This is a genomic window from Kitasatospora sp. NPDC004614, from assembly GCF_042873675.1.
GTDB lineage: Bacteria > Actinomycetota > Actinomycetes > Streptomycetales > Streptomycetaceae > Kitasatospora.
This window is the reverse complement of the sequence record NZ_JBIALR010000007.1, coordinates 205218-225548: the sequence shown is the minus strand read 5'-3', so window position 1 is coordinate 225548 and position 20331 is coordinate 205218. Positions and strand designations below refer to the sequence as shown.

The window sequence follows — 20331 nt, the reverse complement described above, 5'->3', positions numbered from 1 at the left end:
TGACAGGAGGTATCGGGGTAGGGAAGACGTCTCTGGTCCATTGTGAAGTGACAGCAGAATTGACTGCCCGTCGACTTTGGCCACGAGCATGGACGCCCGGCCGCGTCGGCGACCGGCGGGAGCAGTTGGAGAAGTTCGCAAGAACCGAACTTCCGAATCTGCGCCGCCCGCTCGTCCTCCTTCCGACGGTCGATCTCACCCCTGATGACCTTCCCAGGGTGCTGGATGACTCCGGCGTCCGAGTCATCGTCACTTCTCGCGACAGCCGCCAATGGCTCCCGCCCGTCCTGACCGTGGAGATCGGCCGTTTCACGCCTGACCAGTCGGTCGACTACTTGACCCGCTCCGTCACAGGGTTATCCGCAGAGGACGCGACATATCTCGCCGCGCGGCTCGGCCATCTCCCACTGGCACTCTGCTACGCCGCCCTATGGCTCCACAGAGGCTGTGCCGTCCGTACCTTCGTCAATCTGATCGAACAGCATCCCGATCTGGCTTTCGGGGACGTTGGCCCTGACGACTACCCATCCACGCTCATCGCCGAAATGCAGTTGGTCGTCGACGCGCTCCCCGCCTCAACCACGCCGACGACCCGCGACGCTCTCGGTGCACTCGCAATCGTAAAGGGCGGGCCGCTCCCGATTCCGAACCCCAGCGGCCACATCCACCGTTCCCTCTGGCGCCCTGCCAGCACTGAACTGTCCGCGCCATCGCCATACCGGTTTCACAAGGCGCTGCAGCCAGCGGAGTCGGTCGGCCTGGTCCAGCGCTATGCCGATCGAGTCACCATGGACTTACTGAAGGCCGATCTGATGCGTGGCCTGCTCAGCGTGTCGGAGCGCAGCAGGGCGGCGGGGTTGGCCGGGTCCGCGTTGCTGAACCGTGTGCCAGCCAACGAGGGTACGGCCGAGTGGATCGACTGGCCCTGCTGGGCAGAGTGCGTCGACGCACTGATGGCCATCGATCCGGCGGACATGACGTCACGGGAAGGGCGCTTCAGTCTGCTCGGAGCAGCGGACTTCGCGCTGGCCCAGGGACGCTACCAAGAGGCTCACGCCCGGTTGTTGACGCTCCGCAGGGCATGGTGGCCACCTGGAAGCGGCTACCTGGCCGTGCCGATCGAAGTCCGCCTCCGCACCCTTGACCTCCTCTCCCTCGCAGCCGCGCGCCTCGGCAACGGCCAGGCCTGGCGGTATGCCACTGCCGCATTCCGCTATCGGCTTCCGCGGCAAGGGGAGTTCCACGCCGACACCATCGCCAGCGCCCTGAGCATGGCCGTGGTCACCCGCAACCTGTGCCGGCTGACCACTCTTCGGGATGCCGCCGAGGCGGGCCGGCACGACCGGCTGGCCCTGCGGATCGACTCGCTCAAAGCGGAGATCCAGCTGCAGTCGTATCACAATGCCGAGCTGGTGACAGAGTTGATGCAAATCGTCGACGCCCAGTCGAGGGTTCTCGGCGCCGGCCATCCGGAGACACTGTTCAGCCAACACTCTCTCGCCCGTGCCTACGCCGAGAATGGCCAGGCGCAACGAGCCCTCGATCAGTACGAGTCGGTGGTCTCAGGCCGGAGCGCGACCCTTGGCGAGCACCATCCCGACACCAGGTTCAGCATCGCCGCCCTGGACGCTCACCGCAAGGAAATGCTCCCTACCTGACCGCGACGGCGGGCCCGCCCCTCGTTCTGGGCGGGCCCGCCGGGTCTTGAACGGTCAGGCGTCGGGGGTGAGTTGGGCGAGGACCTCGAGGAGGGCGGCCTCGGCGGCGGTCTTGTCGAGGCCGAGGTCGGTGAGGATGCCGGTGCCGGCCTCGTGTTCGAGGAGGGCGAGCAGGAGGTGTTCGGTGCCGACGTAGTTGTGGCCGAGGCGGAGGGCCTCGCGCATGGAGAGTTCGAGGACCTTCTTGGCGCCCGCGTCGTAGGGGATGAGGGCGGGGACGTCCTCGGCGGCGGGCGGGAGGGCGGCGAGGGCGGCCTCGCGGACGGCGTCCAGGGTGATGCCCCGGCCGACGATGTAGGCGGTGCCGAGGCCCTCGGGTTCGGCGAGCATGCCGAGCACCAGGTGCTCGGGGCGGATCTCGGGGCTGCCGGTGTCCTTGGCGGCCTGGTGGGAGACGACCACCACGTTGCGGGCGCGCGGGGTGAAGCGGTTGAAGCCCTGTGCGGTGTCGATCTCGCGGACCTCGCCGGGGTCCTTGGGGACGAAGCGCTTCTGGGCGGCCTGACGGGTGACGCCCATGCTGCGGCCGATGTCCGTCCAGGACGCGCCGGAGCGGCGGGCCTGGTCGACAAAGTGGCCGATCAGGTGGTCGGCGATGTCGCCGAGGTGGTCGGCGACCAGGACGGCGTTGGACAGCTGGTCCAGCGCTTCGGGGTACGACTTCTTGATGCCCTCGATCAGGTCGTCGAGCCGGATGGAGGTCTTCACTCCAGAGGTGTCAGCCATGAGGCAACCTTAGGTTGACAGTTGGGGGGTGTCAACCGATGGTTGACACCTGTCGCAGCGGCCGTTTTCTACCCGTCGGTAGGGGGTGTTTCGGTCGAGTTCACCCGCCCGCCGCCCGGTGTCTTGTCCGCGTCACGAAGGCCCGAGTTGACTGCACAACATCGATCGCCCCACACCCCCGGAGCCTCCATGCCCGCCACCCGCACCACCCGCCTCGCCGCTGTACTCGCCGCCGCCGCAGCCCTGTTGACGGTTCCTCAGGCCGCCGCGCACGCCGAGAGCGCGCCGCTCACCGTCGCCCCGCTGAACGTGCTCACCTACAACACCTTCCTGATGAGCACCAACCTTTACCCCAACTGGGGCCAGGCCTACCGGGCGCAGGCCATCGCGGGCGCGGACTTCTTCCCGGGCCACGACGTGGTGGTGCTGCAGGAGGCCTTCGACAACGCCACCTCCGACGCGCTGGTGTCGAAGGCCTCGGCCGCGTACCCGTACCACACGCCGGTGGTCGGCCGCTCCACCAGCGGGTGGGACGCCACCTCCGGCAGCTACAGCAGCACCACGCCGGAGGACGGCGGGGTGGCGCTGCTCAGCAAGTGGCCGATCCTGCGCAAGGAGCAGTACGTGTTCAAGGACGCGTGCGGCTCGGACTGGTGGTCCAACAAGGGGTTCGTCTACGCGCAGATCAACGTGAACGGGCAGCGCACCCACGTGGTCGGCACCCACCTGCAGTCCACCGACTCGGGCTGCTCCAGCGGCCAGGCCGCCGACATCCGGGGCAAGCAGCTGCGCGCGATGAAGGCGTTCCTGGACGCCAAGCAGATCCCGGCGAGCGAGCCGATCGTGGTGGCCGGCGACCTGAACATCGACTCGCACGGCAGCGAGTACCCGGCGCTGCTCTCCAACGGCAGCCTGGCCCCGGCGAGCACCCGGGACGGCTGGGCGAACTCCTTCGACACGGTCGACAACTCGATCGCCGCCTACCGCTACCCCGGCGAGCCGAAGGAGGACCTCGACTACGTCCTCTACCGCGCCGACCACGCCCGCCCGGCGCAGTACACCAACACCGTGCACCGCTTCCACAGCGCGCCGTGGACGGTCAGCAGCTGGGGCACCTCGTACACCTATACCGACCTGTCCGACCACTACCCGCTGATCGCGGGCTGACCGGTTCCGTCAGCACGCGGACGGCTGCCGCCAGGGACTCTCCCCGGCGGCAGCCATCCCCAGAAGGGTCAGCGGCGCGGCTGGGCGAACCGGACCATGTTGCCCGCCGGGTCGCGGAACGCGCAGTCGCGCACCCCGTACGGCTGGTCCATCGGTTCCTGGAGCACGTCCGCGCCGGTGGCCCGGATCTTCTCGAACGTCGCATCGCAGTCGGCGGTACGGAAGTTGACGGCGCGCAGCAGGCCCTTGGCGAGCAGTTCGGCGGCGGCCTGCCGGTCGGCGTCGGTGGCGCCCGGGTCGGCGACGGGGGGTTCCAGCACGACCTCCACGTCGGGCTGGGAGGCCGAGCCGAGGGTCACCCAGCGCATCCCCTCGAAGCCGACGTCGTTGCGCACCTCCAGCCCGAGCGCGTCCCGGTAGAAGCCGAGCGCGGCGTCGTGGTCGTCGACGGCGATGAAGCACTGCGAAAGCTTGATGTCCATGCCCCCGACGCTACTGATCGGCGCCCGCTTCCGCTTCTCCGTTCCTGATCGGCTTCGCCGCGTCGGCGCCGGTACGACTGGCGACCGCGCTGCCCGGCCGGCCGGTGTCGGTGCCGCGGATCGGGCGGGTCAGGTACATCGCGACGCACGCGGTGATGTGCTCGGCGGCGCTGTGGTCGCGGGCCCGGTAGGCGCTGGGGCTCTCGCCGACCAGTTCGGTGAAGCGGGTGCTGAACGACCCGAGCGAGGTACAGCCGACGGCCATGCAGACCTCGGTGACGGACAGGTCGCCGCGCCGCAGCAGCGTCTTCGCCCGCTCGATGCGTCGGGTCATCAGGTAGCTGTACGGCGTCTCGCCGTACGCGGCGCGGAAGCTGCGCTGGAAGTGGCCGACCGACATCAGCGCGACCTTGGCCAGCGCCGCGACGTCGAGCGGTTCGGCGTAGTCGCGGTCCATGGTGTCGCGGGCCTTGCGGAGCCGCTTCAGGTCGTCGATCTGCACGCCGCCCAGGGTAATCGCCCGGCGTGAGGCGGCCACCCCACCGTCGATCAAAAGGTGATCACACCGGCCCGACCCGGAAACGCCTCAACAGGCGGACGGTTTCGGCGAATTGCCCGACACGCCGGTGCGTCGCGCCGCAGTTCACCGGCATCTCCCGCTAGTTTTTGAGTCACGCGAGGGAGCCCGGTGGAGTGGCCGAGAGGCGAGGCAGCGGCTTGCAGGGCCGCGTACATAGGTTCGATTCCTGTCTCCACCTCCTCGCTCCCTTCGAGGTCCGCCCCCGCCCGGAAGAGGCCGGGCGGCATCGAAGGAGGAGTGGTTTTCCGATGCCCATCGCCACCGTCAATCCGGCCGACGGCCGTACCGTCGAGGTCTTCGATCCGCTGGACGAAGCAGGCGTGGAAGCCCGGTTGGCACGCGCCCAGTCCGCGTTCGAGTCCTGGCGGCTGAGCGCGTTCCCGCAGCGCACCGAACTGATGCACCGGGCAGCCGAGTTGCTGGAGAAGAGCAACGAAGAGATCGCCCGCACCATGACACTGGAGATGGGCAAGCCACTGGCCCAGGCCCGCGCCGAGGCCGCCAAGTGCGCGAAGTCGATGCACTGGTACGCGGACCACGCGCAGGCGCTGCTCGCCGACGAGCATCCGGCGGCGGCCGACATCGCGGACTCCGGTGGCGCGTCGGCGTTCGTCCGCTACCGGCCGCTCGGCCCGGTGCTGGCGGTGATGCCGTGGAACTTCCCGTTCTGGCAGGTGATCCGGTTCGCCGCACCCGCGCTGATGGCCGGCAACGTCGGGCTGCTGAAGCACGCGTCGAACGTGCCGCGCACGGCGCTCGCGCTGGAGGAGCTGTTCGCCCGCGCCGGGTTCCCGCAGGGGTGCTTCCAGACGCTGCTGATCCCGTCCCGCGCGGTGGAGGCGGTGATCCGGGACGAGCGGGTGACGGCGGTGACGCTGACCGGCAGCGAGGGTGCGGGCCGTGCGGTGGCACGGGTGGCCGGCGACGAAGTGAAGAAGACCGTCCTCGAACTGGGCGGCAGCGACCCGTTCCTGGTGCTGCCGTCGGCGGACGTGCCGGCCGCGGTCGCGAAGGCGGTGACGGCCCGGGTACAGAACAACGGCCAGTCCTGCATCGCGGCGAAGCGTTTCATCGTGCACACCGACGTCTACGACCAGTTCCTGGCCCGTTTCACCGCCCGGATGCGGGACCTCGTGGTCGGCGACCCGATGGCGGACGCCACCGAGGTCGGCCCGGTCGCCACCGAACAGGGCCGCACCGACCTTGAGGAGCTGGTCTCCGACGCCGTCCGGCACGGCGCGAGCGTCACCTGCGGCGGCGAGCGGCCGGACGACCCAGCGCTGACGGACGGCTGGTACTACCTGCCGACGGTGCTGACCGGCATCACGCCGCGGATGAAAATCCACCACGACGAGGCGTTCGGCCCCGTCGCCACCGTGTACCGGGCCGCCGACCTGGACGAGGCGGTGGCGATCGCCAACGACTCACCATTCGGCCTGAGTTCCAACGTCTGGACACGCGACGAGACCGACCGGGAGCGCTGCGTGCGCGACCTGCGCGCGGGCGGCGTGTTCTTCAACGGGATGACGGCCTCCCACCCGGCGTTCCCGTTCGGCGGGATCAAGCGCTCCGGCTACGGGCGGGAGTTGTCCGGTCACGGCATCCGCGAGTTCTGCAACATCACCACGGTGTGGTCCGGCGGCTGAGAACGCGCTGCGTGGTCCGGCGGCCGACCGCCGCCGGACCTGCACCCATCGGTGATCACGCCGCGTGGCGGGCCTGATGGCGCGGGTGGGCGTGTTCGTGGCGGCCCCAGAACTGCGAGACGAAGGCCACGATGGTCGCGCCCCACACCACCGAGAACACGATCAGCAACCAGAGTTCGGTCACCTGCGGGGCGACCAGGGCCAGGCCCAGCGAGAGGGCCAGCAGGAAAACCAGCGAAGAGTTGTGCTTTTCGGTCAGCCAGGCGTACGTCCCCCGCACCGGACGAGGTCCCGAGGCTCCGGCAACAGTCGCGGGCATGGCTCTCACCTCCGCAGAGTTCAGCATTTGTTCGAGTATCGCGCCGGTCAGCGCGCCCGGCAGCCCGGGTAGCATCACCGCGAGCACCGACGAGGGGGTCGCGAGTGTCGATACGCGGGGGGCTGCGCAGCCTGGAACGACAGGCGTCCGCGCTGCCGGACGGCGCCGAACTGTTCCGGCTGCGCCCGGACGGGCGGGTGCTGCGGGCCGACCGGGCGGGGGCGCGGGAACTCGGGCCGCAGGACCCCGACAGCGGGCTGTTGCGCTTCATCGACGACCAGCAGTACGCGCACTACTTCATCGGCGACGCGGCGACCTCGCCGCAGCGCCCGTCGAACGCCACCTACAAGCTGGGCCTGGTCGCGCCGCACACCGCGTTCACCCCGCACGCGCACGGCGGTGAGCACCTGGTGCTGGCGCTCGGCCCGGCGTCCTGCGGGCTGTACGACGCGCGGCGCCGCCGGGTGGTGGCCGTTGACCTGGCGCCGGGCACGCTGATCCGGATCCCCGAGCTGATGCCGCACTCGTTCGGCAACCGCAGCGGCAACCGGCTCGCGATCCTCGCCGCGAACACCGGCTACGGCATCGACCACGAGGACTACGCGATCACCGCCGAGGTCGCCGAGCAGCGCGGCAAGCGCGAACTCGCCGCCGCGCTGCGGGAAGTGACGTCCCGTCAGAGGATGGGTACGGTGACCGTGCGGGAGCGACTGGCGCACCGGCTGCACCGGATCGCGGCGGCCCTCGAGGACTCCCGGTGACGTCGGCGCCGTCGAAGTCGCCGACCACGCCCACCACTTCGACCATCTCGCCCACTGCGCCCACCACTTCGACCATCTCGCCCACTGCGCCCACCACGTCACCCGCCTCACCGACCGACTCTCCGATCGAGCACGCCCCGACCCGGGAGAACGCCCGATGATCTGTCCGAACTGCCGGACCGACCGACGCCAGCGCGAGCGCACCGGACACACCTGCTCGCACTGCAAGAGCAAGTTCGCGCTCGACCCGAAGGTGGAGCCGGGCCGGCTGCACGACCTCAAGTTCCGCGAGCTGGTCGCCAAGGGGACCACCGGCGACCTGCGGATCACCGTGGAGCAGCTGTACTGGCTCAACGAGCGCCGCCTGCACCGCTTTCCGGGCGGCGAGGAGCGCGCCGGGAGCGTCGTGGGCGGCGCCGTGCTGGTGGTGATCGCGGTGATCACCGGCTCGCTGACGATCGGGATCGGCAGTTTCGCCTGGTTCCTGCTGGGCCCGGTCACGCTGGTCGCCGCGAGCCTGGCGGTGCAGCAGTTCCGGGGCGCGGGGCGGCTCCGGTCCGATGCTCCGATGCGGCCGCAGGTGTCCTTGACCGATTTCGAGCGCCGGGTGGTCGGCCGGTGGCGCGAGGTCTACCGCGAGCTGCCGGCCGGGCTGGTGGAGCACCCGCCGATCGGTGCGAAGCCGACGACGGTCAAGGCGCAGGCCGTGGTGCTGTGTGAACTCCCGCCGGTGGCGGCCTTCCTGCGCACCAACAACTTCGCGGAGCGCCACCGGGTGCTGCTGGTAGACGAGTTGGCGAACGTCCCGGCCGCTCTGCCGGTGGTGGTGCTGCGTGATCTGTCACTGAGGGCGCTGGCCCGCACGGTGGCGGTCCGGGAGGCGCTGCCCGGGCGGCGGGTGGTGGACTGCGGGCTGCTGCCGCGCACGGTGTTCGCGCCGGCCAAGGCGGTCCGGCTGCGCGACAACGCGGGGCCGCGCCGGGCGCCGTCGGCCCTGGGCGCCTCGCCGGGCTGGCGACGGCTGGCCGACCGGGAGCGCGACTGGCTGGCGAACGGCTGGTACTCGCCGCTGATCACCCTGCCGCCGCCGAAGCTGCTCGCGCTGGTCGAGAAGGCCGTAGAACGGGCCGTCGCCGTACCCGCCCCTGCCGCGGAGACTCCGGCCGAGACCCGGCGGCGCGCCGAGCGGATCGGCTTCCTCACCTGGCCGCCGGGCGGTGCGCGGTGATCTGTCCGCACTGCCGGGAGAGCGTGGGCCGGCGCGAACGGCACGGGCACCGCTGCTCGCGCTGCCGCCGGCCGTTCGCACTGGACCCGAAGGTGGAGCCCGGCCGCCTGCACGACCTCAAGTTCCGGGAGCTGGTGGCCAAGGGCACCGGCGGCGGCCTGCGGATCACCGTGGAGCAGCTGTACTGGCTCAACGAGCGTCGCCTGTACGGGTTTCCGGGCCCGAAGGAGCACCGCAAGCACCTCGTGATCGGCACCGTCGCCGCGGTGTGCGCGGTGGCGGCCGGTTCGGTGGCGGCGGGCATCGACAGCGAAGCCTGGTTCCTTTTCCTGGGCTTCTGCGCGGCGGCCGCGGCCACGCGTGCGGTGCGCGATTTCCACCGGGCGTGGCGCACACGGGCCGGGGCTCCGCTGCATCCGCGGCTGACGCCGACCTGGTTCCAGTACCTGGTCATCGACCGCTGGCGGGAGGTCTACCTCCGGCTGCCGGACGGGCTGTTGCAGCACCCTCCGCCCGACCCGAAGCCCGGCACCGTCGAGGCCCGGGCCGTGCTGCTGTGCGAACTCCCGTCCGTGGCGGGCTTCCTGCGCGCCAACGAGTTCGCCGAACGCCACCAGGTGCTGCTGGTGGACGAGTTGGCGAACGTCCCGGCCGCGCTGCCGGTCGCGATGCTGCGCGACCTGTCGCTGTCGGCGCTGGCCCGGACGGTGGCGGTCCGGGCCGCATTGCCCGGGCGCCGGGTGGTGGACTGCGGACTGCTACCGCGCGCGGTGTTCGAACCCGCGAAGGCGGTGCGGCTGCGTGACCGGACGGGATCGCCGGCTCCGGCGGCGCTGGCGGCCTCCCCGGGCTGGCAGCGGCTGACCGGCCGGGAACGCGACTGGCTGACGGCCGGCTGGTACTCGCCGCTGATCGCCATGCCGCCGCCGAAGCTGTTCGCCCTGGCCGAGAAGGCCGTCCAACGGGCCCTCGCCGACCCCACAACGGCGGCCGAGACCCGGCGCCGCGCCCAGCGAATCGGCTTCCTCACCTGGCCGCAGGCCCTGCCCGTGCCGCCCCCGACCGCCAACGCCCCGCAGGCCCGGCCCGCGCCGCCCCCGGCCGCCGACGCCCCGTCGGCCCAGCCCGCGGACGGTGCCCGATGACGGAGGGACGCGGGTTGACCCCGATACCCGACCGGCTGCTCGACCGGGCCGTCCGGCGGGCCGCCGAACGCTGCGCGCATCCGGGCCATCTCGCCTTCACCGCACGGCAGTTGTATTACGAGACGGACCGCACGCTGCTGCCGCTGCACCGCGGCCCGCACCGCCTGCGCTACACCACCCGGCCGCTGCTGTCGGCGGAGCGCTTCGCGGCCTCCCTCGCCCGGCAGCCCCAACTACCGGTACTGCCCGACCTGGTGGCGCCCCGCCCGCACCGGCCGGGACCGGAGGGCGACCTGTACGACTACGCGTTCCCCCGGCTGCTGGTCTGTCAGGATCCGGCAATCGCCGCGATGCTGCTCGCCAACCGCCTGCACCTGGAAGGCGCTTGTCCGATCCTCACTCCGGAACGGCTGCCGCTGGACGCCCGACTGCTGGCCGCGCTGGAACGGGCGGAGGGCGCGGTGGTGCACGTGCTGCACGACGCCTCGCCCGCCGGGCTGGAGCTGTTCCGCCGGGTAAGGGAACACGCCGGCCCCCGACTGCGGGTGCGCACCATGGGCCTGCTGCCCCGCCACGCCGCCGCCCTGCACCTGGCCGCGCTCGCCGGTCAACCACCCTGCGACGCCGACGACTTGCCGCCCGAACTCCCGGCCGCGGAGCGCAACTGGCTGGCCCGGGGGAGGGTCGCGGAGCTCGCGGCCGTCCGCCCGGCCCGACTACTGCGGACCGTGCTGCGCACCGTCCGCGGCGGCGGCTTCGCCCCGCCCGCCCGTCCGGCCGCGCCCACCCGGGCCCGCGACACCGGCTTCCTGACCTGGCCGACGCCCTGACCCCCGAGGACTCCGGACAATGACCCAGCCACCCGAAATCACCTACAGCGACGAGCTGTTGGCCGACGGCACGGTGCACCGCCGGTACTCCGACGGCCGCAACGAATGGCGCACCCGCCACCCCGACGGCCGGATCCACTGGCGCGACGACCGGGGCGACTCCGGCACCGACGAGCGGCTCGGCCGCGACCTGGTCAAGCGCTCGCACACCGACGGCCGGAAGAGCTACGGGCGCGACATCGGCTACGGCCGCACCGTGTGGGGCCAGGGCCGCTACGTGCTGGTCAACCGCAGCTCGTTCCCCGGCCGCCTCGGCGTGGTGCTGGGCGCACTCGGCCTGGGCGCCGGCATCGCGGCCGCGCACTACGCACCGGAACTGCTGTCGATGGACGAGGAGGAGGAATTGCGCCGCCAGGCCGAACGCGCCCGCTCCTCGGGCGGCGACGGCGGTGGTGGTGACGGCGCCGGTGGTGACGGCGGCAGTGGTGACGGCGGCGGGTTCGACGACGGGTTCGACGACCACGGCGGCTTCGGCACCGCCGGGGACGGCGACGACGGCAGCGGCCCGGCGGACGGCGGCGCCTGGGACGGTGATGACTTTGGCTGAGTCGCACCGCCTGGCCACGCCCGCACCCACCGGGCCGCGGGCCCCGCACCGCCCGGCCCGCTACTCCGTGCTGTCCCTGCCCGCCACCGGCCCCCGGCGCCCCGAACCCGGCCTGGTGGCAGGCCCGTTCGAGACCCAGGGCCGCTGCGTCTCCGCCGCCCTGCTGACCGGAATGCCCGGCTTCGCGGACGGCCCGTTCGCCGTGGACGGCCGCACCGCCGTCGGCGAAGTCACCCTGCACAACCGGGACGAGCTGCACGCCGCGCTGGCCGCCGCCGGGCACCCCGCCGAACCGGCCTGCCCGGACGGTGAGTTGCTACTGCGCTGCTGGCTGGCACTCGGCCCGGACGGGCTGCGGGCGGCGGACGGCCTGTTCACCCTCGCGGTGTTGGACGGCCCCGATCTGATACTGATCCGCGACCAGATGGGCGCCCGCACAGCATTCCACTGCCGCACCCGGGACGGCGGCTGGGCGGTCTCCAGCTCGCTCCTCCACCTGCGCCAACGCCCGGACGTGGACACCGGGTTGGACCTCGCCGCCGTCCGCTCCTTCCTCACCTTCGCCTACCTGCCCGGCACCGAGACGCTGCTGCGCGGGGTGTCCGAACTGCTGCCCGGCAAGGTGACCCGCCTGGGCGCGGACGGCGAGGTGCGGGTCGAGGAGTACTGGGAGCCGCAGGCCGGTTCACCCGATGCTGATTTGACGATCAGTCACCATGGCTCTGTTCTCCGGGAGTTGCTGGAGCGGGCGGTGGCCCGACGGCTGCCGGACGGGGAGGACGTGGCCGTCCTGCTGTCCGGCGGGGTGGACAGTTCGCTGGTGACGGCACTGGCCGCCCGGCTGCACGACCGGCCGGTGCACACCTACTCGATCAGCTTCGGCAACGAACTGCCCAACGAGCTAGGCTACTCGGGCCTGGTCGCTACGCACTGCGGCACCCGCCACCGCGTCCTGACCGTGCCCGGAGAGCAGGTCGCGGCCCGCCTCGCCGACACCGTCGCGCTGCTGGACAGCCCCGTCGGCGACCCGCTCACCGTGCCCAACCTGATGCTCGCCGAGGCCGTCGCCGGCGACGGGCTGAGCGTGTCGCTGAACGGCGAGGGCGGCGACCCGGTGTTCGGCGGGCCGAAGAACCTGCCGATGCTGGTGTTCGAGCTGCTCCGCGACGACCCGTCCGAACTAGCCCGCGCCGACGCCTACTTGCACACCTACCGCAAGTGCTGGGAGGACCTGCCGGTCCTGCTCACCGGCGAGGCCCTGGCCGAACTCGACGCGCTCGGCCCCGCCGCACACCCGCGCCGGCACGTCGCGCCGTACCTCACGGACCGCCGAATGCCCTCCCTGCTCGACCAGTTGCTGCACTGCAACCTGCGCACCAAGGGCGCCCACCACATCCTCACCAAGGTGGAACGGCTCACCTCCTCGCAGGGCATCCAGGGCCGCTCGCCGCTGTTCGACCGGCAGGTGGTGGAGCACGCGTTCGCCACCCCGCCGACGCTCAAACTCCGGGCCACCGAGGAGAAGTGGATCCTCAAGGAGGCCGTCCGCGACCTGCTGCCCGACACCGTCACCTACCGCCCCAAGAGCGGCATGCGGGTGCCCGTGCAGCAGTGGCTGCGCGGCCCGCTCGCCGAACACACCGCCGACCTGCTGCTCGGCCCCACCGCCCGAGCCCGCGGCCTGTTCCGAGCCGACACCGTGGAGACCTGGATGCGCGGCGGCGGCCTGCTGCTGCCCCGCCAGGGCGGCAAGCTGTGGCTACTGCTCACCCTCGAACTCTGGCTGCGCGCCTACGACTTGTGACCACTGACGCACCGCCGCCCACCCTCGAACCCTGGCTGCGCGCCCACGACTTGTGACCACTGACGCACCGCCGCCCACCCTCGGACCCTGGCTGCGCGCCTACGACTTGTGACCACTGACGCACCGCCGCCCACCCTCGAACCCTGGCTGCGCGCCCACAACTTGCGCCCCTGATGGAGACCGCCCGATGAAGCTGACCGACCCCCGCACCGGCGCCCACCGCCGCACCCTCGAGGCCTCCCGCGGGCCCGAGGTGGCCGCCGCCGTCGCCACCGCCAGGGCCGCCCGGCCCGCCTGGTCCGCGCTCACCCCGCGCGAGCGGCACCGCCGGCTCACCGCCCTCGCCGACCTGATCGAGCAGCACGCGGACGACTACCTGGCCGCCGAGTGCGCAGGCACCGGCAAGCCCGTCACCGAGGCAGCAAATGAGATCGCCGAGGTCGCCGACCTGTTCCGGTTCTACGGCGGCGCCGTCCGGGCCGGCACCTCCCCCGCCGCCGGCGACTACCTGGCCGGGCACCAGAGTTGGGTCCGCTGGGAGCCGGTCGGCGTGGTCGCGGCCATCGTGCCGTGGAACTACCCGCTGCTGATGGCCGGTTGGCGCTGCGCCCCCGCCCTGGCCGCCGGCAACACGGTGGTCCTCAAGCCCGCCGAGACCACCCCCGACAGTGCGCTGCTGCTCGCCGAGCACGCCGAACAGGCCCTCGGGCCGGGCGTGTTGACCGCCCTGCCGGGCGACCGGGAGACCGGCCGGCTGCTGGTCCCGGCCGGCTGCGACCTGATCGCGTTCACCGGCAGCCCCGCCGCGGGCGCCGACATCACCGCCCACGCCGGCCTCACCCCCGTCAGCCTCGAACTCGGCGGCAACAGCCCGGTGTTGGTGCTGCCCGACGCCCCCGCCGACACCTGGCAGCAACTCGCCGCCGCCAGCACCTACAACGCCGGCCAGAGCTGCGCAGCGCCCGCCCGGGTCATCGTCCTCGACGAGGCGTACGAGCACGCCGTCACCGCGCTCGCCGCCGCCATGGCCGAACGCCACGCCGGACGCGACTTCGGTCCGCTCAACAACCCCGACCAGGCGGCCCGTTACGACCGGATCGTGGCCAAATCGGCCGCCCGGACCGCCCTCACCGCGCCCGGCCGCACCGACGGCCTGTGGCGTCCCGCGACCGTCCTCGCCGACCTGCCCGCCGACGACCCCGCCGTGGTCGAGGAGGTCTTCGGCCCCCTCCTCACCGTCCAGCGCGCCGCCGGCCTCGACGAGGCCGTCGCCCTCGCCGAATCCGTCCCGCAGGCCCTCGCCGCCTCCGTCTGGACCACCGACCTCACCACCGGCCTCGCCCTCACCGACCGCCTCTCCGCCGGCGAAGTCTGGCTCAACTGCCACCTCGCCCAGTCCGCCGAACTCCCCCACAGCGGCCGCCGCGGCTCCGGCGCAGGCACCGACCTCTCCACCCTCGCCCTGCGCGAATACCAACGGCCCAAGACCGTCACGGCCCGCCTGGTCTGACCCACCTGCGTGCCACACTGCTGACAACCCACGCCCCGCCCCGCCGGGGCGGGCTCCAGGACCCTATCCGCAGGGACGGATCGCCCTGCGCAGGAGGCATCGTGAAACTGCTCCTCACCTCCGCCGGAGTGAAGAACCCGAGCATCCGGCAGGCCCTCGTCGACCTCCTGGGCAAGCCCGTCGAGGAGGCCGACGCCCTGTGCATCCCCACCGCCAGCTACGGACACCCCATGGGGAGCCCGGCCGGAGCGTGGCGCTTCATCACCGGACGGTCCACCACCCCGATGTGCGAACTCGGCTGGAAATCCATGGGCGTCCTGGAACTCACCGCCCTGCCCAGCATCGGCGCCGAGCGCTGGCTGCCCTGGGTCCAGCAGGCCGACGTCCTGCTCGCCAACGGGGGTGACGCGCTGTACCTGTGCCACTGGATGCGCCAGTCCGGCCTGGCGGAGCTGCTCCCCTCCCTGCACGAGAAGGTCTGGGTCGGGCTGAGCGCCGGCAGCATGGTGATGACGCCCCGCATCGGGGCGGAATTCGTCGAGTGGAAGTCGCCCACGGGCACCGACGAGACCCTGGGCCTCGTCGACTTCTCCCTCTTCCCGCACCTGGACCACCCGGCCCTGCCGGAGAACACCATGGCCGACGCCGAACGCTGGGCGGCCGCCCTACCGAACCCGGCCTACGCCATCGACGACGAGACCGCCGTCAAGGTCGCCGACGGAGTCGTCGAGATCGTCTCCGAGGGCCACTGGCGACTCTTCTGAACGCTCGGACAGCCCTCTCCCCCGGGCCCGGTGGGACGATCAACGAATGGATGAGCAGCAGTTGACGGGCGGGCTGGCCAACGCCGGCGCGGTGCTACGACGCGGAGCGGTAGTGGACCGCCCGGCCGGGCCCAACGCGCCTGCCCTGCACGGGTTTCTGCGGGCGCTGCAAGCGGGCGGGTTCGCGCACGCGCCACTGCCGGCGGGTGAACCGGCGGGCGGGCGCGAGCAGTTGGAGTTCCTGCCGATCAACGGCCGCTCCTGGAGCGAACGTTGAAGGCTTGACGCACGAACGGCGGGCGCACGGTCCGATGGAGCGGTCCATGCGTCACCGGCACGCCAAGGCGGCGGCGATCAGGTCGGCCCGATCGGGGACCGGCGCGGGCGGAACGTCGATCAGGTGGAAGCCGAAGTGCCGGTAGCTCTCGCGGTGGACGCGCTCGAAGTCCAGTGAGGCGCGGTAGTCGATCCGGCGGGCGGCGGTGCGGGTGACGAATCCGATCGGGCTGATCAGGAACACCTCGCGCCGATAGGTCCGGGTGTCGACGATCCGTTCCAGCTCGGCGGCGAGCGCTTGCGGGACGGGCCGGCCAAGGTAGACGGCCAAGGCGTGGGTGCACACCGGTGAGCGGTCGAACAGCCGGTGGCGGCCGGGCGGCGGGGCCGGGTTCTGCCGGGCCTGTTGCAGGGCGAGCACCAGGGAGACGAAGCCGTCCGCGGTCCACGGTTCCGGGTCGCCCGCGGCCTGTTCCCGGGTAATGACGTCGGTCGCGGCCTCGGGCACCACGTCGTGGCCGCGGGCGGCGAGTTCGCGCAGCACGGTGGTCTTTCCGGCGCCGGGCGCGCCGGTGAGGATCCAGCGGGGCATGACGGGCGGCCACTCCCTTCGGTCCCGGTCGGGGCGTCAGCCTAGCGCGCGCGGGGCGGGCCGCCGGGCGGGTGAGGGCCGGTTCGCGGGGTGCGGGTGGCGGGAACGGCTGGCGGGGTGAGCGGTGGTGGCGGAGTGATGCTGGCGGTGTCGAGCACCCGGCGGGTGTTCGACGAGGGGTGGCTGCTGGAACGGAAGTGGGACGGGATCCGGGCGCTGGCGGTGCGGGACGGCGCGCGGGTGACCCTGCGGTCGCGGACCGGACAGCAGCTGGAAAGCGCTTACCCGGAGCTGGTGGCGGCGCTCGCCGCGCAGCCGGTGCCGAGGTTCGCGGTGGACGGCGAGATCGTCGCCTTCGAGGGCGGGCGGACCAGTTTCGCCCGGCTCCAGCAGCGGATGGGGCTGCACGATCCCGTACGCGCGCTGGCCAGCGGCGTCGCGGTCGAGTACGTGCTGTTCGACCTGCTGGCCCTGCAGGGGCACGACACCACGGGGCTGCCGCTGCTGGACCGCAAGCAACTCCTCACCGAGGCGGTCGAGTTCAGGAAGCCGCTGCGACTGTCCGAGTACACCGCCGCCGAACCGGGCGTCCCCGTCCCGCTCGCCGAGGCGTGCGCGCACGGCTGGGAGGGCCTGATCGCCAAGCGCGCGGCGGGGCGGTACCTGGCCGCCCGGTCCGGCGACTGGCTGAAGCTCAAGTGTGAGCGCGGGCAGGAGTTCGTGGTCGGCGGCTGGACCGAACCGGCAGGCAGCCGCGAGGCGTTCGGCGCACTGCTGCTCGGCTACCACGAACCCGGCCACCAGCCCGGCCTGCTGCGCTACGCGGGCAAGGTCGGCACCGGCTTCGACACCCGCACGCTCCGCGCCCTGCACCGCGTCCTACTCCAACTCGCCGCCCCCGTCAGCCCGTTCGACCCGGCCGAGGACGTACCGCTGCGCACCTCGCACTGGGTGCGGCCCGAACTGGTGGTGCAGGTCGGCTTCACCGAGTGGACCCGCGACGGCCGGCTCCGCGCGCCCCGTTACCAGGGCGTACGCACCGACCGCCCGGCCGCCGAAGTGGTCCGCGAACCCCCGGCCTGACGCAAGAGCCCGGCCCGCACACCGCTGCACCGGATGGCCGACCCGGCGCGCGACGCTCCCGGGCAGTCCGTACGGTGCCGTTGCAGGGGGTTGACCGGGGGGCTACCCGAGCGAGAGGTAATCACTGGCATGGCTGGGAAGTTCGAACTGTACGTAGACGATCAGGGTCTCCACCGCTTCCGCCTGAAGGCGAGCAACGGATCGATCGTGGTGACCGGAGAGCCGGAGGAGTCCCGCGAACAGTGCCTGAAGAGCATCGAGTCGATCCGGAAGCTCGCACCGTACGCGCAACTTCAGGAGACCGGCGCGAACGCGTGACCCGGGCAGTGTGAGCGCGGAGCACCAGCGGCGTGAGCACCGGGCACGAACGGCGCGCGCCGGCACGTGCGGCGTGAGCGCCGAAAAGCACACCGCCAAGCACACCGCCAAGCACACCGCCGAGCACACCGGGCCCGCACCTGCGGCCCCTGTGGCGAGCCTGTGACCGACCCGGCGGGTTGTCACGGGCTCGTCGCCATCACGGTTCGCCGGCCCGCACTGCGGCATGCTGAAGGCAGCGAATGCGGACCGGACGAGGGGGTTGGCGATGGCGGGGCGTGAACTGCTGGCGGCGGCGGGGGTGCTGTTCCCGGACGAGCAGGGCCGGGTGATGGTGGCCCGGGTGTCGTACCGGGCGAAGCACCCGATCGAAGTGCCGGGCGGCGGCTGGGACGCGTCCGACCCGTCGCCCCGGCACACCGCCGTCCGGGAGATCCAGGAGGAGTTGGGCATCACCCCGGTGCTGCGCGAACTCGCCTGCCTGGACTGGTCGCGGGACCACCACCGGCCGCCCATCGCGGCGTTCCTGTACTGGGCGGACCCGCTCACCGAGGCTCAGCTGGCCCGAATCCGGCTGGAGGCCGAGGAGTTGGACGCGCTGGTGTACCTGACGCCGGAGCAGTTGATGTCGGCGCTGCCGCCGCTGCTGTCCCGGCGGGTCGGGTCCTGCGCGCTGGCGCCGCGTTCGGCGGCGCCGCTGGAGCTCGCGGACGGCCGGCCGGTCGGCCACACCGCCCTGCACCTGCGCCCGTGGCCCGCCCCGGCATACACCGGCCCGGCCGGGATCGCGGCGCTGCTGCCGCCCGGCAGCGACCGGCCCGCGCCGCCGCCACCGATGGACCGGGACACGTACATCGCGAGCCGTCCCCGGATCCGGGCGAAGGCGCGGACGCTGTTCACGGACGAGCAGGGCCGGGTGCTGCTGGTGCGGCTGGTCCCGTGGAACGGCCAGACAGCGTGGGTGCTGCCCGGCGGCTCGATCGAGGCGGACCGCGAACTGCCCCGCGACGCCGCCCGGCGGGAGACCCTGGAGGAACTCGGCTGGCAGCACGAACCGGGCCGGCTGCTGGCGATCGACTGGATGCCCTCGGTCGCCGACGAACTCCCGCGCACCGTCCTGGTGTTCGACGGCGGGACGGTGACGGCCGAGCAACTGTCGACGATCCGCCTCCAGGAGGAGGAGATCGCCGAATGGGGCCTGTTCACCCCCGAGGAGGCGCAGCGCCTGCTGATCCCGCCCATCGCGCACCGGCTGGCCGCGTGCCTGGCCGTCCGCGCCCTCCCGGCCGGCGCGGGCCCGGCCGAACTGCTGAACGGCGTACCGCACTCGGGGTCGCCGGCGGTCGTCGCCGAACCGGACGGGTCGCACGGGTAGCGGGACGGGTCGCACGGGTAGCCGGGCCCGGTCGCACGGGTAGCGGGACCGGTCGCACGGGTAGCCGGGCCCGCGCGGCGGGAAGGTACGAGCAAGGAGGTGGCGACGATGGAACGGTCGGCGGAGCAGGTGCTGGGCCTGGACGGTTGCGTGGTGCGGTCGTTGGGCGGCGGCGACCGGTTGGTCTTCCACCTCGACGGCGGGCTGCGGCTGACGGTGCGCAACGACTTCCGGCTGCTGCGCGGCGCGAAGGTCGACCACTTCTACCCCACCCTCGGCGTCATCCCATCCGGCGCCCTCGGCCCGCTGGCGCACGCCACGGTCACCCGCGCCACCGTCACCCCCGCCGGGGGCCTGCACCTCGTCTTCGACACCGGCCACCTCCTGGCCGTCGCCCCCGACCCGGCCCCCGGCGGCCCCGTCCACCCGTGGCAGCTCGCCTCCCCCACCGGCCCCCTGTTCACCGGCGGGCCGGACGGCGGCCCGGACGGCGGGCCGGACGACGGGCCGGACGACGGGCCGGACGGCGGGCCACCTGCTTGAGCGGGGGTGAGCTCGGCCGGAGGTAGGAGGATCGTTAGGCTCCGACCATGATCATCCCTCCCGCCCGCACCACGGTCTTCGACATCGACGGCACGCTCTGCTTCGACGGGAGGACGATCGACGCCCGGATCATCTCCGCCCTCGACGCCTGCGAGCGGGCCGGCCACGAGCTGGTGTTCGCCTCCGCCCGGCCGATCCGTGATCTGCTGCCCGTCCTGGAGGGCGCGTTCCCCTGCTCGACGCTGATCGGCGGCAACGGCAGTCTGGTGTCGGTCGGCGGGCGGGTCCGGATGCGCGCCGCGTTCTCGGCCGCGAAGCTCGCCACCCTGCTGGCCGAGGCCGAACGGTTCAAGGCCGGCTATCTCGCCGACGGCCCGTGGGACTACGCCTACACCGGCCCGGCCGATCACCCGATCCTCGAGCGCGTCGACCAGAACCGGGTGGCCCGCCGCGTCGAACTCGCCGAACTCCCGGCCGTGGTGAAGCTTCTGGTGGTCTCCGCGACCGACCTGCCCGCCCTCGCCGCGTCCTGCCGCGCGCTCGGATTCTCCGTCAACCACCACTTCGACGAGGGGATCATCGACTTCGCGCCCGGCACCACCGACAAGCGGGAGGCCCTGGTCTCGCTGGGCATCGACCACTACAACGCCTTCGGCAACGACATCAACGACTTCTCCCTGCTCCGCGACGCCCACCACGCCGTCCGCGTCGGCGCCCACCCCGCCCTCGACGGCGTCGCCGCGGTGACGGTCGCCCCGCACCCGGAGGCCGTCGCGGCGGAGATCCTGCGCCTGGCGGCCACAGCCTGACGCCGTAGCAGCCCGGAGCGCCCCGGAACCTTCCAAGGCGAGGCAGCG

The 20331-nt window shown here is 72.4% G+C and carries 22 protein-coding genes and 1 tRNA gene; 18 read left to right on the top strand and 5 right to left on the bottom strand.

All coding sequences use genetic code 11. The features are described from left to right. Positions 1–125 precede the first annotated feature (125 nt). On the top strand, positions 126–1658 hold the full coding sequence (locus tag ACFYST_RS18100; RefSeq protein ID WP_387863420.1) for a tetratricopeptide repeat protein: 1533 nt from the start codon (positions 126–128) through the stop codon (positions 1656–1658). A gap of 54 nt (positions 1659–1712) precedes the next feature. Here ACFYST_RS18100 and ACFYST_RS18095 read toward each other — a convergent pair whose 3' ends face one another. Next, a complete protein-coding gene (locus ACFYST_RS18095; RefSeq protein WP_387863417.1) occupies positions 1713–2444 on the bottom strand; it encodes a Clp protease N-terminal domain-containing protein in 732 nt (243 codons plus the stop codon). Between the two features lie 189 nt (positions 2445–2633). Here ACFYST_RS18095 and sph point away from each other — a divergent pair, with 189 nt between their 5' ends. Beyond that, a complete protein-coding gene (sph, locus tag ACFYST_RS18090; RefSeq protein ID WP_387863414.1) occupies positions 2634–3611 on the top strand; it encodes a sphingomyelin phosphodiesterase in 978 nt (325 codons plus the stop codon). 68 nt (positions 3612–3679) lie between these two features. On the opposite strand, the gene ACFYST_RS18085 is transcribed toward sph, so the two are convergent. After that, positions 3680–4093, bottom strand: a complete 414-nt coding sequence (locus ACFYST_RS18085) for a VOC family protein (protein WP_387642332.1) — start codon at positions 4091–4093, stop codon at positions 3680–3682. Between the two features lie 10 nt (positions 4094–4103). Beyond that, a complete protein-coding gene (locus ACFYST_RS18080; protein WP_387863564.1) occupies positions 4104–4550 on the bottom strand; it encodes a helix-turn-helix transcriptional regulator in 447 nt (148 codons plus the stop codon). 230 nt (positions 4551–4780) lie between these two features. Between ACFYST_RS18080 and ACFYST_RS18075 the strand changes: the two genes are divergently transcribed. Together ACFYST_RS18075 and ACFYST_RS18070 are read left to right on the top strand one after the other, a co-directional pair. Then, positions 4781–4851: transfer RNA gene (locus ACFYST_RS18075), tRNA-Cys, on the top strand. Positions 4852–4921: 70 nt separating this feature from the next. Then, on the top strand, positions 4922–6319 hold the full coding sequence (locus tag ACFYST_RS18070) for an NADP-dependent succinic semialdehyde dehydrogenase (protein WP_387863412.1): 1398 nt from the start codon (positions 4922–4924) through the stop codon (positions 6317–6319). A gap of 55 nt (positions 6320–6374) precedes the next feature. Here the strand turns inward: ACFYST_RS18070 and ACFYST_RS18065 are convergent, their stop codons facing one another. Then, positions 6375–6638 carry a hypothetical protein gene (locus ACFYST_RS18065; RefSeq protein ID WP_387642338.1) on the bottom strand — a complete coding sequence of 88 codons (264 nt, stop codon included), beginning with the start codon at positions 6636–6638 and terminating at the stop codon, positions 6375–6377. A 104-nt stretch (positions 6639–6742) separates the two neighbouring features. Here ACFYST_RS18065 and ACFYST_RS18060 point away from each other — a divergent pair, with 104 nt between their 5' ends. The 9 genes from ACFYST_RS18060 to ACFYST_RS18020 all read left to right on the top strand — a co-directional run bounded on the left by ACFYST_RS18060 (position 6743) and on the right by ACFYST_RS18020 (position 15564). Next, a complete protein-coding gene (locus ACFYST_RS18060) occupies positions 6743–7399 on the top strand; it encodes a cupin domain-containing protein (protein WP_387863409.1) in 657 nt (218 codons plus the stop codon). Between the two features lie 157 nt (positions 7400–7556). Beyond that, positions 7557–8627 (top strand): hypothetical protein, encoded by a 1071-nt coding sequence (locus ACFYST_RS18055; RefSeq protein ID WP_387863406.1) that lies wholly within the window; start codon positions 7557–7559, stop codon positions 8625–8627. Further along, on the top strand, positions 8624–9772 hold the full coding sequence (locus ACFYST_RS18050) for a hypothetical protein (protein ID WP_387863404.1): 1149 nt from the start codon (positions 8624–8626) through the stop codon (positions 9770–9772). Before ACFYST_RS18055 ends, ACFYST_RS18050 begins: the two co-directional genes overlap by 4 nt. Next, complete coding sequence (locus ACFYST_RS18045; RefSeq protein WP_387642350.1) at positions 9769–10602, top strand: hypothetical protein; 834 nt, start codon at positions 9769–9771, stop codon at positions 10600–10602. The genes ACFYST_RS18050 and ACFYST_RS18045 overlap by 4 nt, the downstream gene beginning before the upstream one ends. A 19-nt stretch (positions 10603–10621) precedes the next feature. After that, complete coding sequence (locus ACFYST_RS18040) at positions 10622–11209, top strand: hypothetical protein (protein ID WP_387642352.1); 588 nt, start codon at positions 10622–10624, stop codon at positions 11207–11209. After that, the gene (locus ACFYST_RS18035; protein WP_387863402.1) at positions 11202–13013 is read left to right on the top strand and encodes an asparagine synthetase B family protein; all 1812 of its coding nucleotides are present in this window, start codon (positions 11202–11204) and stop codon (positions 13011–13013) included. Before ACFYST_RS18040 ends, ACFYST_RS18035 begins: the two co-directional genes overlap by 8 nt. 187 nt (positions 13014–13200) lie before the next feature. Beyond that, the gene (locus tag ACFYST_RS18030) at positions 13201–14523 is read left to right on the top strand and encodes an aldehyde dehydrogenase family protein (protein WP_387863399.1); all 1323 of its coding nucleotides are present in this window, start codon (positions 13201–13203) and stop codon (positions 14521–14523) included. Between the two features lie 101 nt (positions 14524–14624). Continuing rightward, entirely contained in the window at positions 14625–15287 is a 663-nt protein-coding gene (locus tag ACFYST_RS18025; RefSeq protein ID WP_387863397.1) for a Type 1 glutamine amidotransferase-like domain-containing protein, read from the top strand. 46 nt (positions 15288–15333) lie between these two features. Then, a complete protein-coding gene (locus ACFYST_RS18020) occupies positions 15334–15564 on the top strand; it encodes a hypothetical protein (RefSeq protein ID WP_387863394.1) in 231 nt (76 codons plus the stop codon). 51 nt (positions 15565–15615) lie between these two features. Here ACFYST_RS18020 and ACFYST_RS18015 read toward each other — a convergent pair whose 3' ends face one another. After that, positions 15616–16155 (bottom strand): AAA family ATPase, encoded by a 540-nt coding sequence (locus ACFYST_RS18015; RefSeq protein WP_387863391.1) that lies wholly within the window; start codon positions 16153–16155, stop codon positions 15616–15618. 138 nt (positions 16156–16293) lie between these two features. Here ACFYST_RS18015 and ligD point away from each other — a divergent pair, with 138 nt between their 5' ends. From ligD to ACFYST_RS17990, 5 genes are all read left to right on the top strand, one after another. Continuing rightward, positions 16294–17238 carry a non-homologous end-joining DNA ligase gene (gene ligD / locus ACFYST_RS18010; protein WP_387863388.1) on the top strand — a complete coding sequence of 315 codons (945 nt, stop codon included), beginning with the start codon at positions 16294–16296 and terminating at the stop codon, positions 17236–17238. Between the two features lie 129 nt (positions 17239–17367). Next, positions 17368–17556: a YegP family protein gene (locus ACFYST_RS18005; RefSeq protein ID WP_387642368.1), complete on the top strand. Its 189-nt coding sequence runs from the start codon at positions 17368–17370 to the stop codon at positions 17554–17556. Between the two features lie 268 nt (positions 17557–17824). Further along, entirely contained in the window at positions 17825–18931 is a 1107-nt protein-coding gene (locus tag ACFYST_RS18000) for an NUDIX domain-containing protein (RefSeq protein ID WP_387642371.1), read from the top strand. Positions 18932–19039: 108 nt separating this feature from the next. Further along, positions 19040–19474: a DUF6188 family protein gene (locus ACFYST_RS17995; RefSeq protein WP_387863385.1), complete on the top strand. Its 435-nt coding sequence runs from the start codon at positions 19040–19042 to the stop codon at positions 19472–19474. 47 nt (positions 19475–19521) lie between these two features. Further along, positions 19522–20283, top strand: coding sequence for an HAD hydrolase family protein (locus ACFYST_RS17990; protein WP_387863383.1), 762 nt, complete (start codon positions 19522–19524; stop codon positions 20281–20283). Positions 20284–20331: the final 48 nt, after the last annotated feature.

Coding starts and splice junctions, on each gene's coding strand:
- ACFYST_RS18020 (WP_387863394.1), top strand. CDS start 15,334: ATGGATGAGCAGCAGTTGACGGGCGGGCTGGCCAACGCCGGCGCGGTG.
- ACFYST_RS17995 (WP_387863385.1), top strand. CDS start 19,040: ATGGAACGGTCGGCGGAGCAGGTGCTGGGCCTGGACGGTTGCGTGGTG.
- ACFYST_RS18095 (WP_387863417.1), bottom strand. CDS start 2,444: ATGGCTGACACCTCTGGAGTGAAGACCTCCATCCGGCTCGACGACCTG.
- ACFYST_RS18065 (WP_387642338.1), bottom strand. CDS start 6,638: ATGCCCGCGACTGTTGCCGGAGCCTCGGGACCTCGTCCGGTGCGGGGG.
- ACFYST_RS18045 (WP_387642350.1), top strand. CDS start 9,769: ATGACGGAGGGACGCGGGTTGACCCCGATACCCGACCGGCTGCTCGAC.
- ACFYST_RS17990 (WP_387863383.1), top strand. CDS start 19,522: ATGATCATCCCTCCCGCCCGCACCACGGTCTTCGACATCGACGGCACG.
- ACFYST_RS18080 (WP_387863564.1), bottom strand. CDS start 4,550: ATGGACCGCGACTACGCCGAACCGCTCGACGTCGCGGCGCTGGCCAAG.
- ACFYST_RS18005 (WP_387642368.1), top strand. CDS start 17,368: ATGGCTGGGAAGTTCGAACTGTACGTAGACGATCAGGGTCTCCACCGC.
- ACFYST_RS18070 (WP_387863412.1), top strand. CDS start 4,922: ATGCCCATCGCCACCGTCAATCCGGCCGACGGCCGTACCGTCGAGGTC.
- ACFYST_RS18085 (WP_387642332.1), bottom strand. CDS start 4,093: ATGGACATCAAGCTTTCGCAGTGCTTCATCGCCGTCGACGACCACGAC.
- sph (WP_387863414.1), top strand. CDS start 2,634: ATGCCCGCCACCCGCACCACCCGCCTCGCCGCTGTACTCGCCGCCGCC.
- ACFYST_RS18040 (WP_387642352.1), top strand. CDS start 10,622: ATGACCCAGCCACCCGAAATCACCTACAGCGACGAGCTGTTGGCCGAC.
- ACFYST_RS18055 (WP_387863406.1), top strand. CDS start 7,557: ATGATCTGTCCGAACTGCCGGACCGACCGACGCCAGCGCGAGCGCACC.
- ACFYST_RS18030 (WP_387863399.1), top strand. CDS start 13,201: ATGAAGCTGACCGACCCCCGCACCGGCGCCCACCGCCGCACCCTCGAG.
- ligD (WP_387863388.1), top strand. CDS start 16,294: ATGCTGGCGGTGTCGAGCACCCGGCGGGTGTTCGACGAGGGGTGGCTG.
- ACFYST_RS18000 (WP_387642371.1), top strand. CDS start 17,825: ATGGCGGGGCGTGAACTGCTGGCGGCGGCGGGGGTGCTGTTCCCGGAC.
- ACFYST_RS18015 (WP_387863391.1), bottom strand. CDS start 16,155: ATGCCCCGCTGGATCCTCACCGGCGCGCCCGGCGCCGGAAAGACCACC.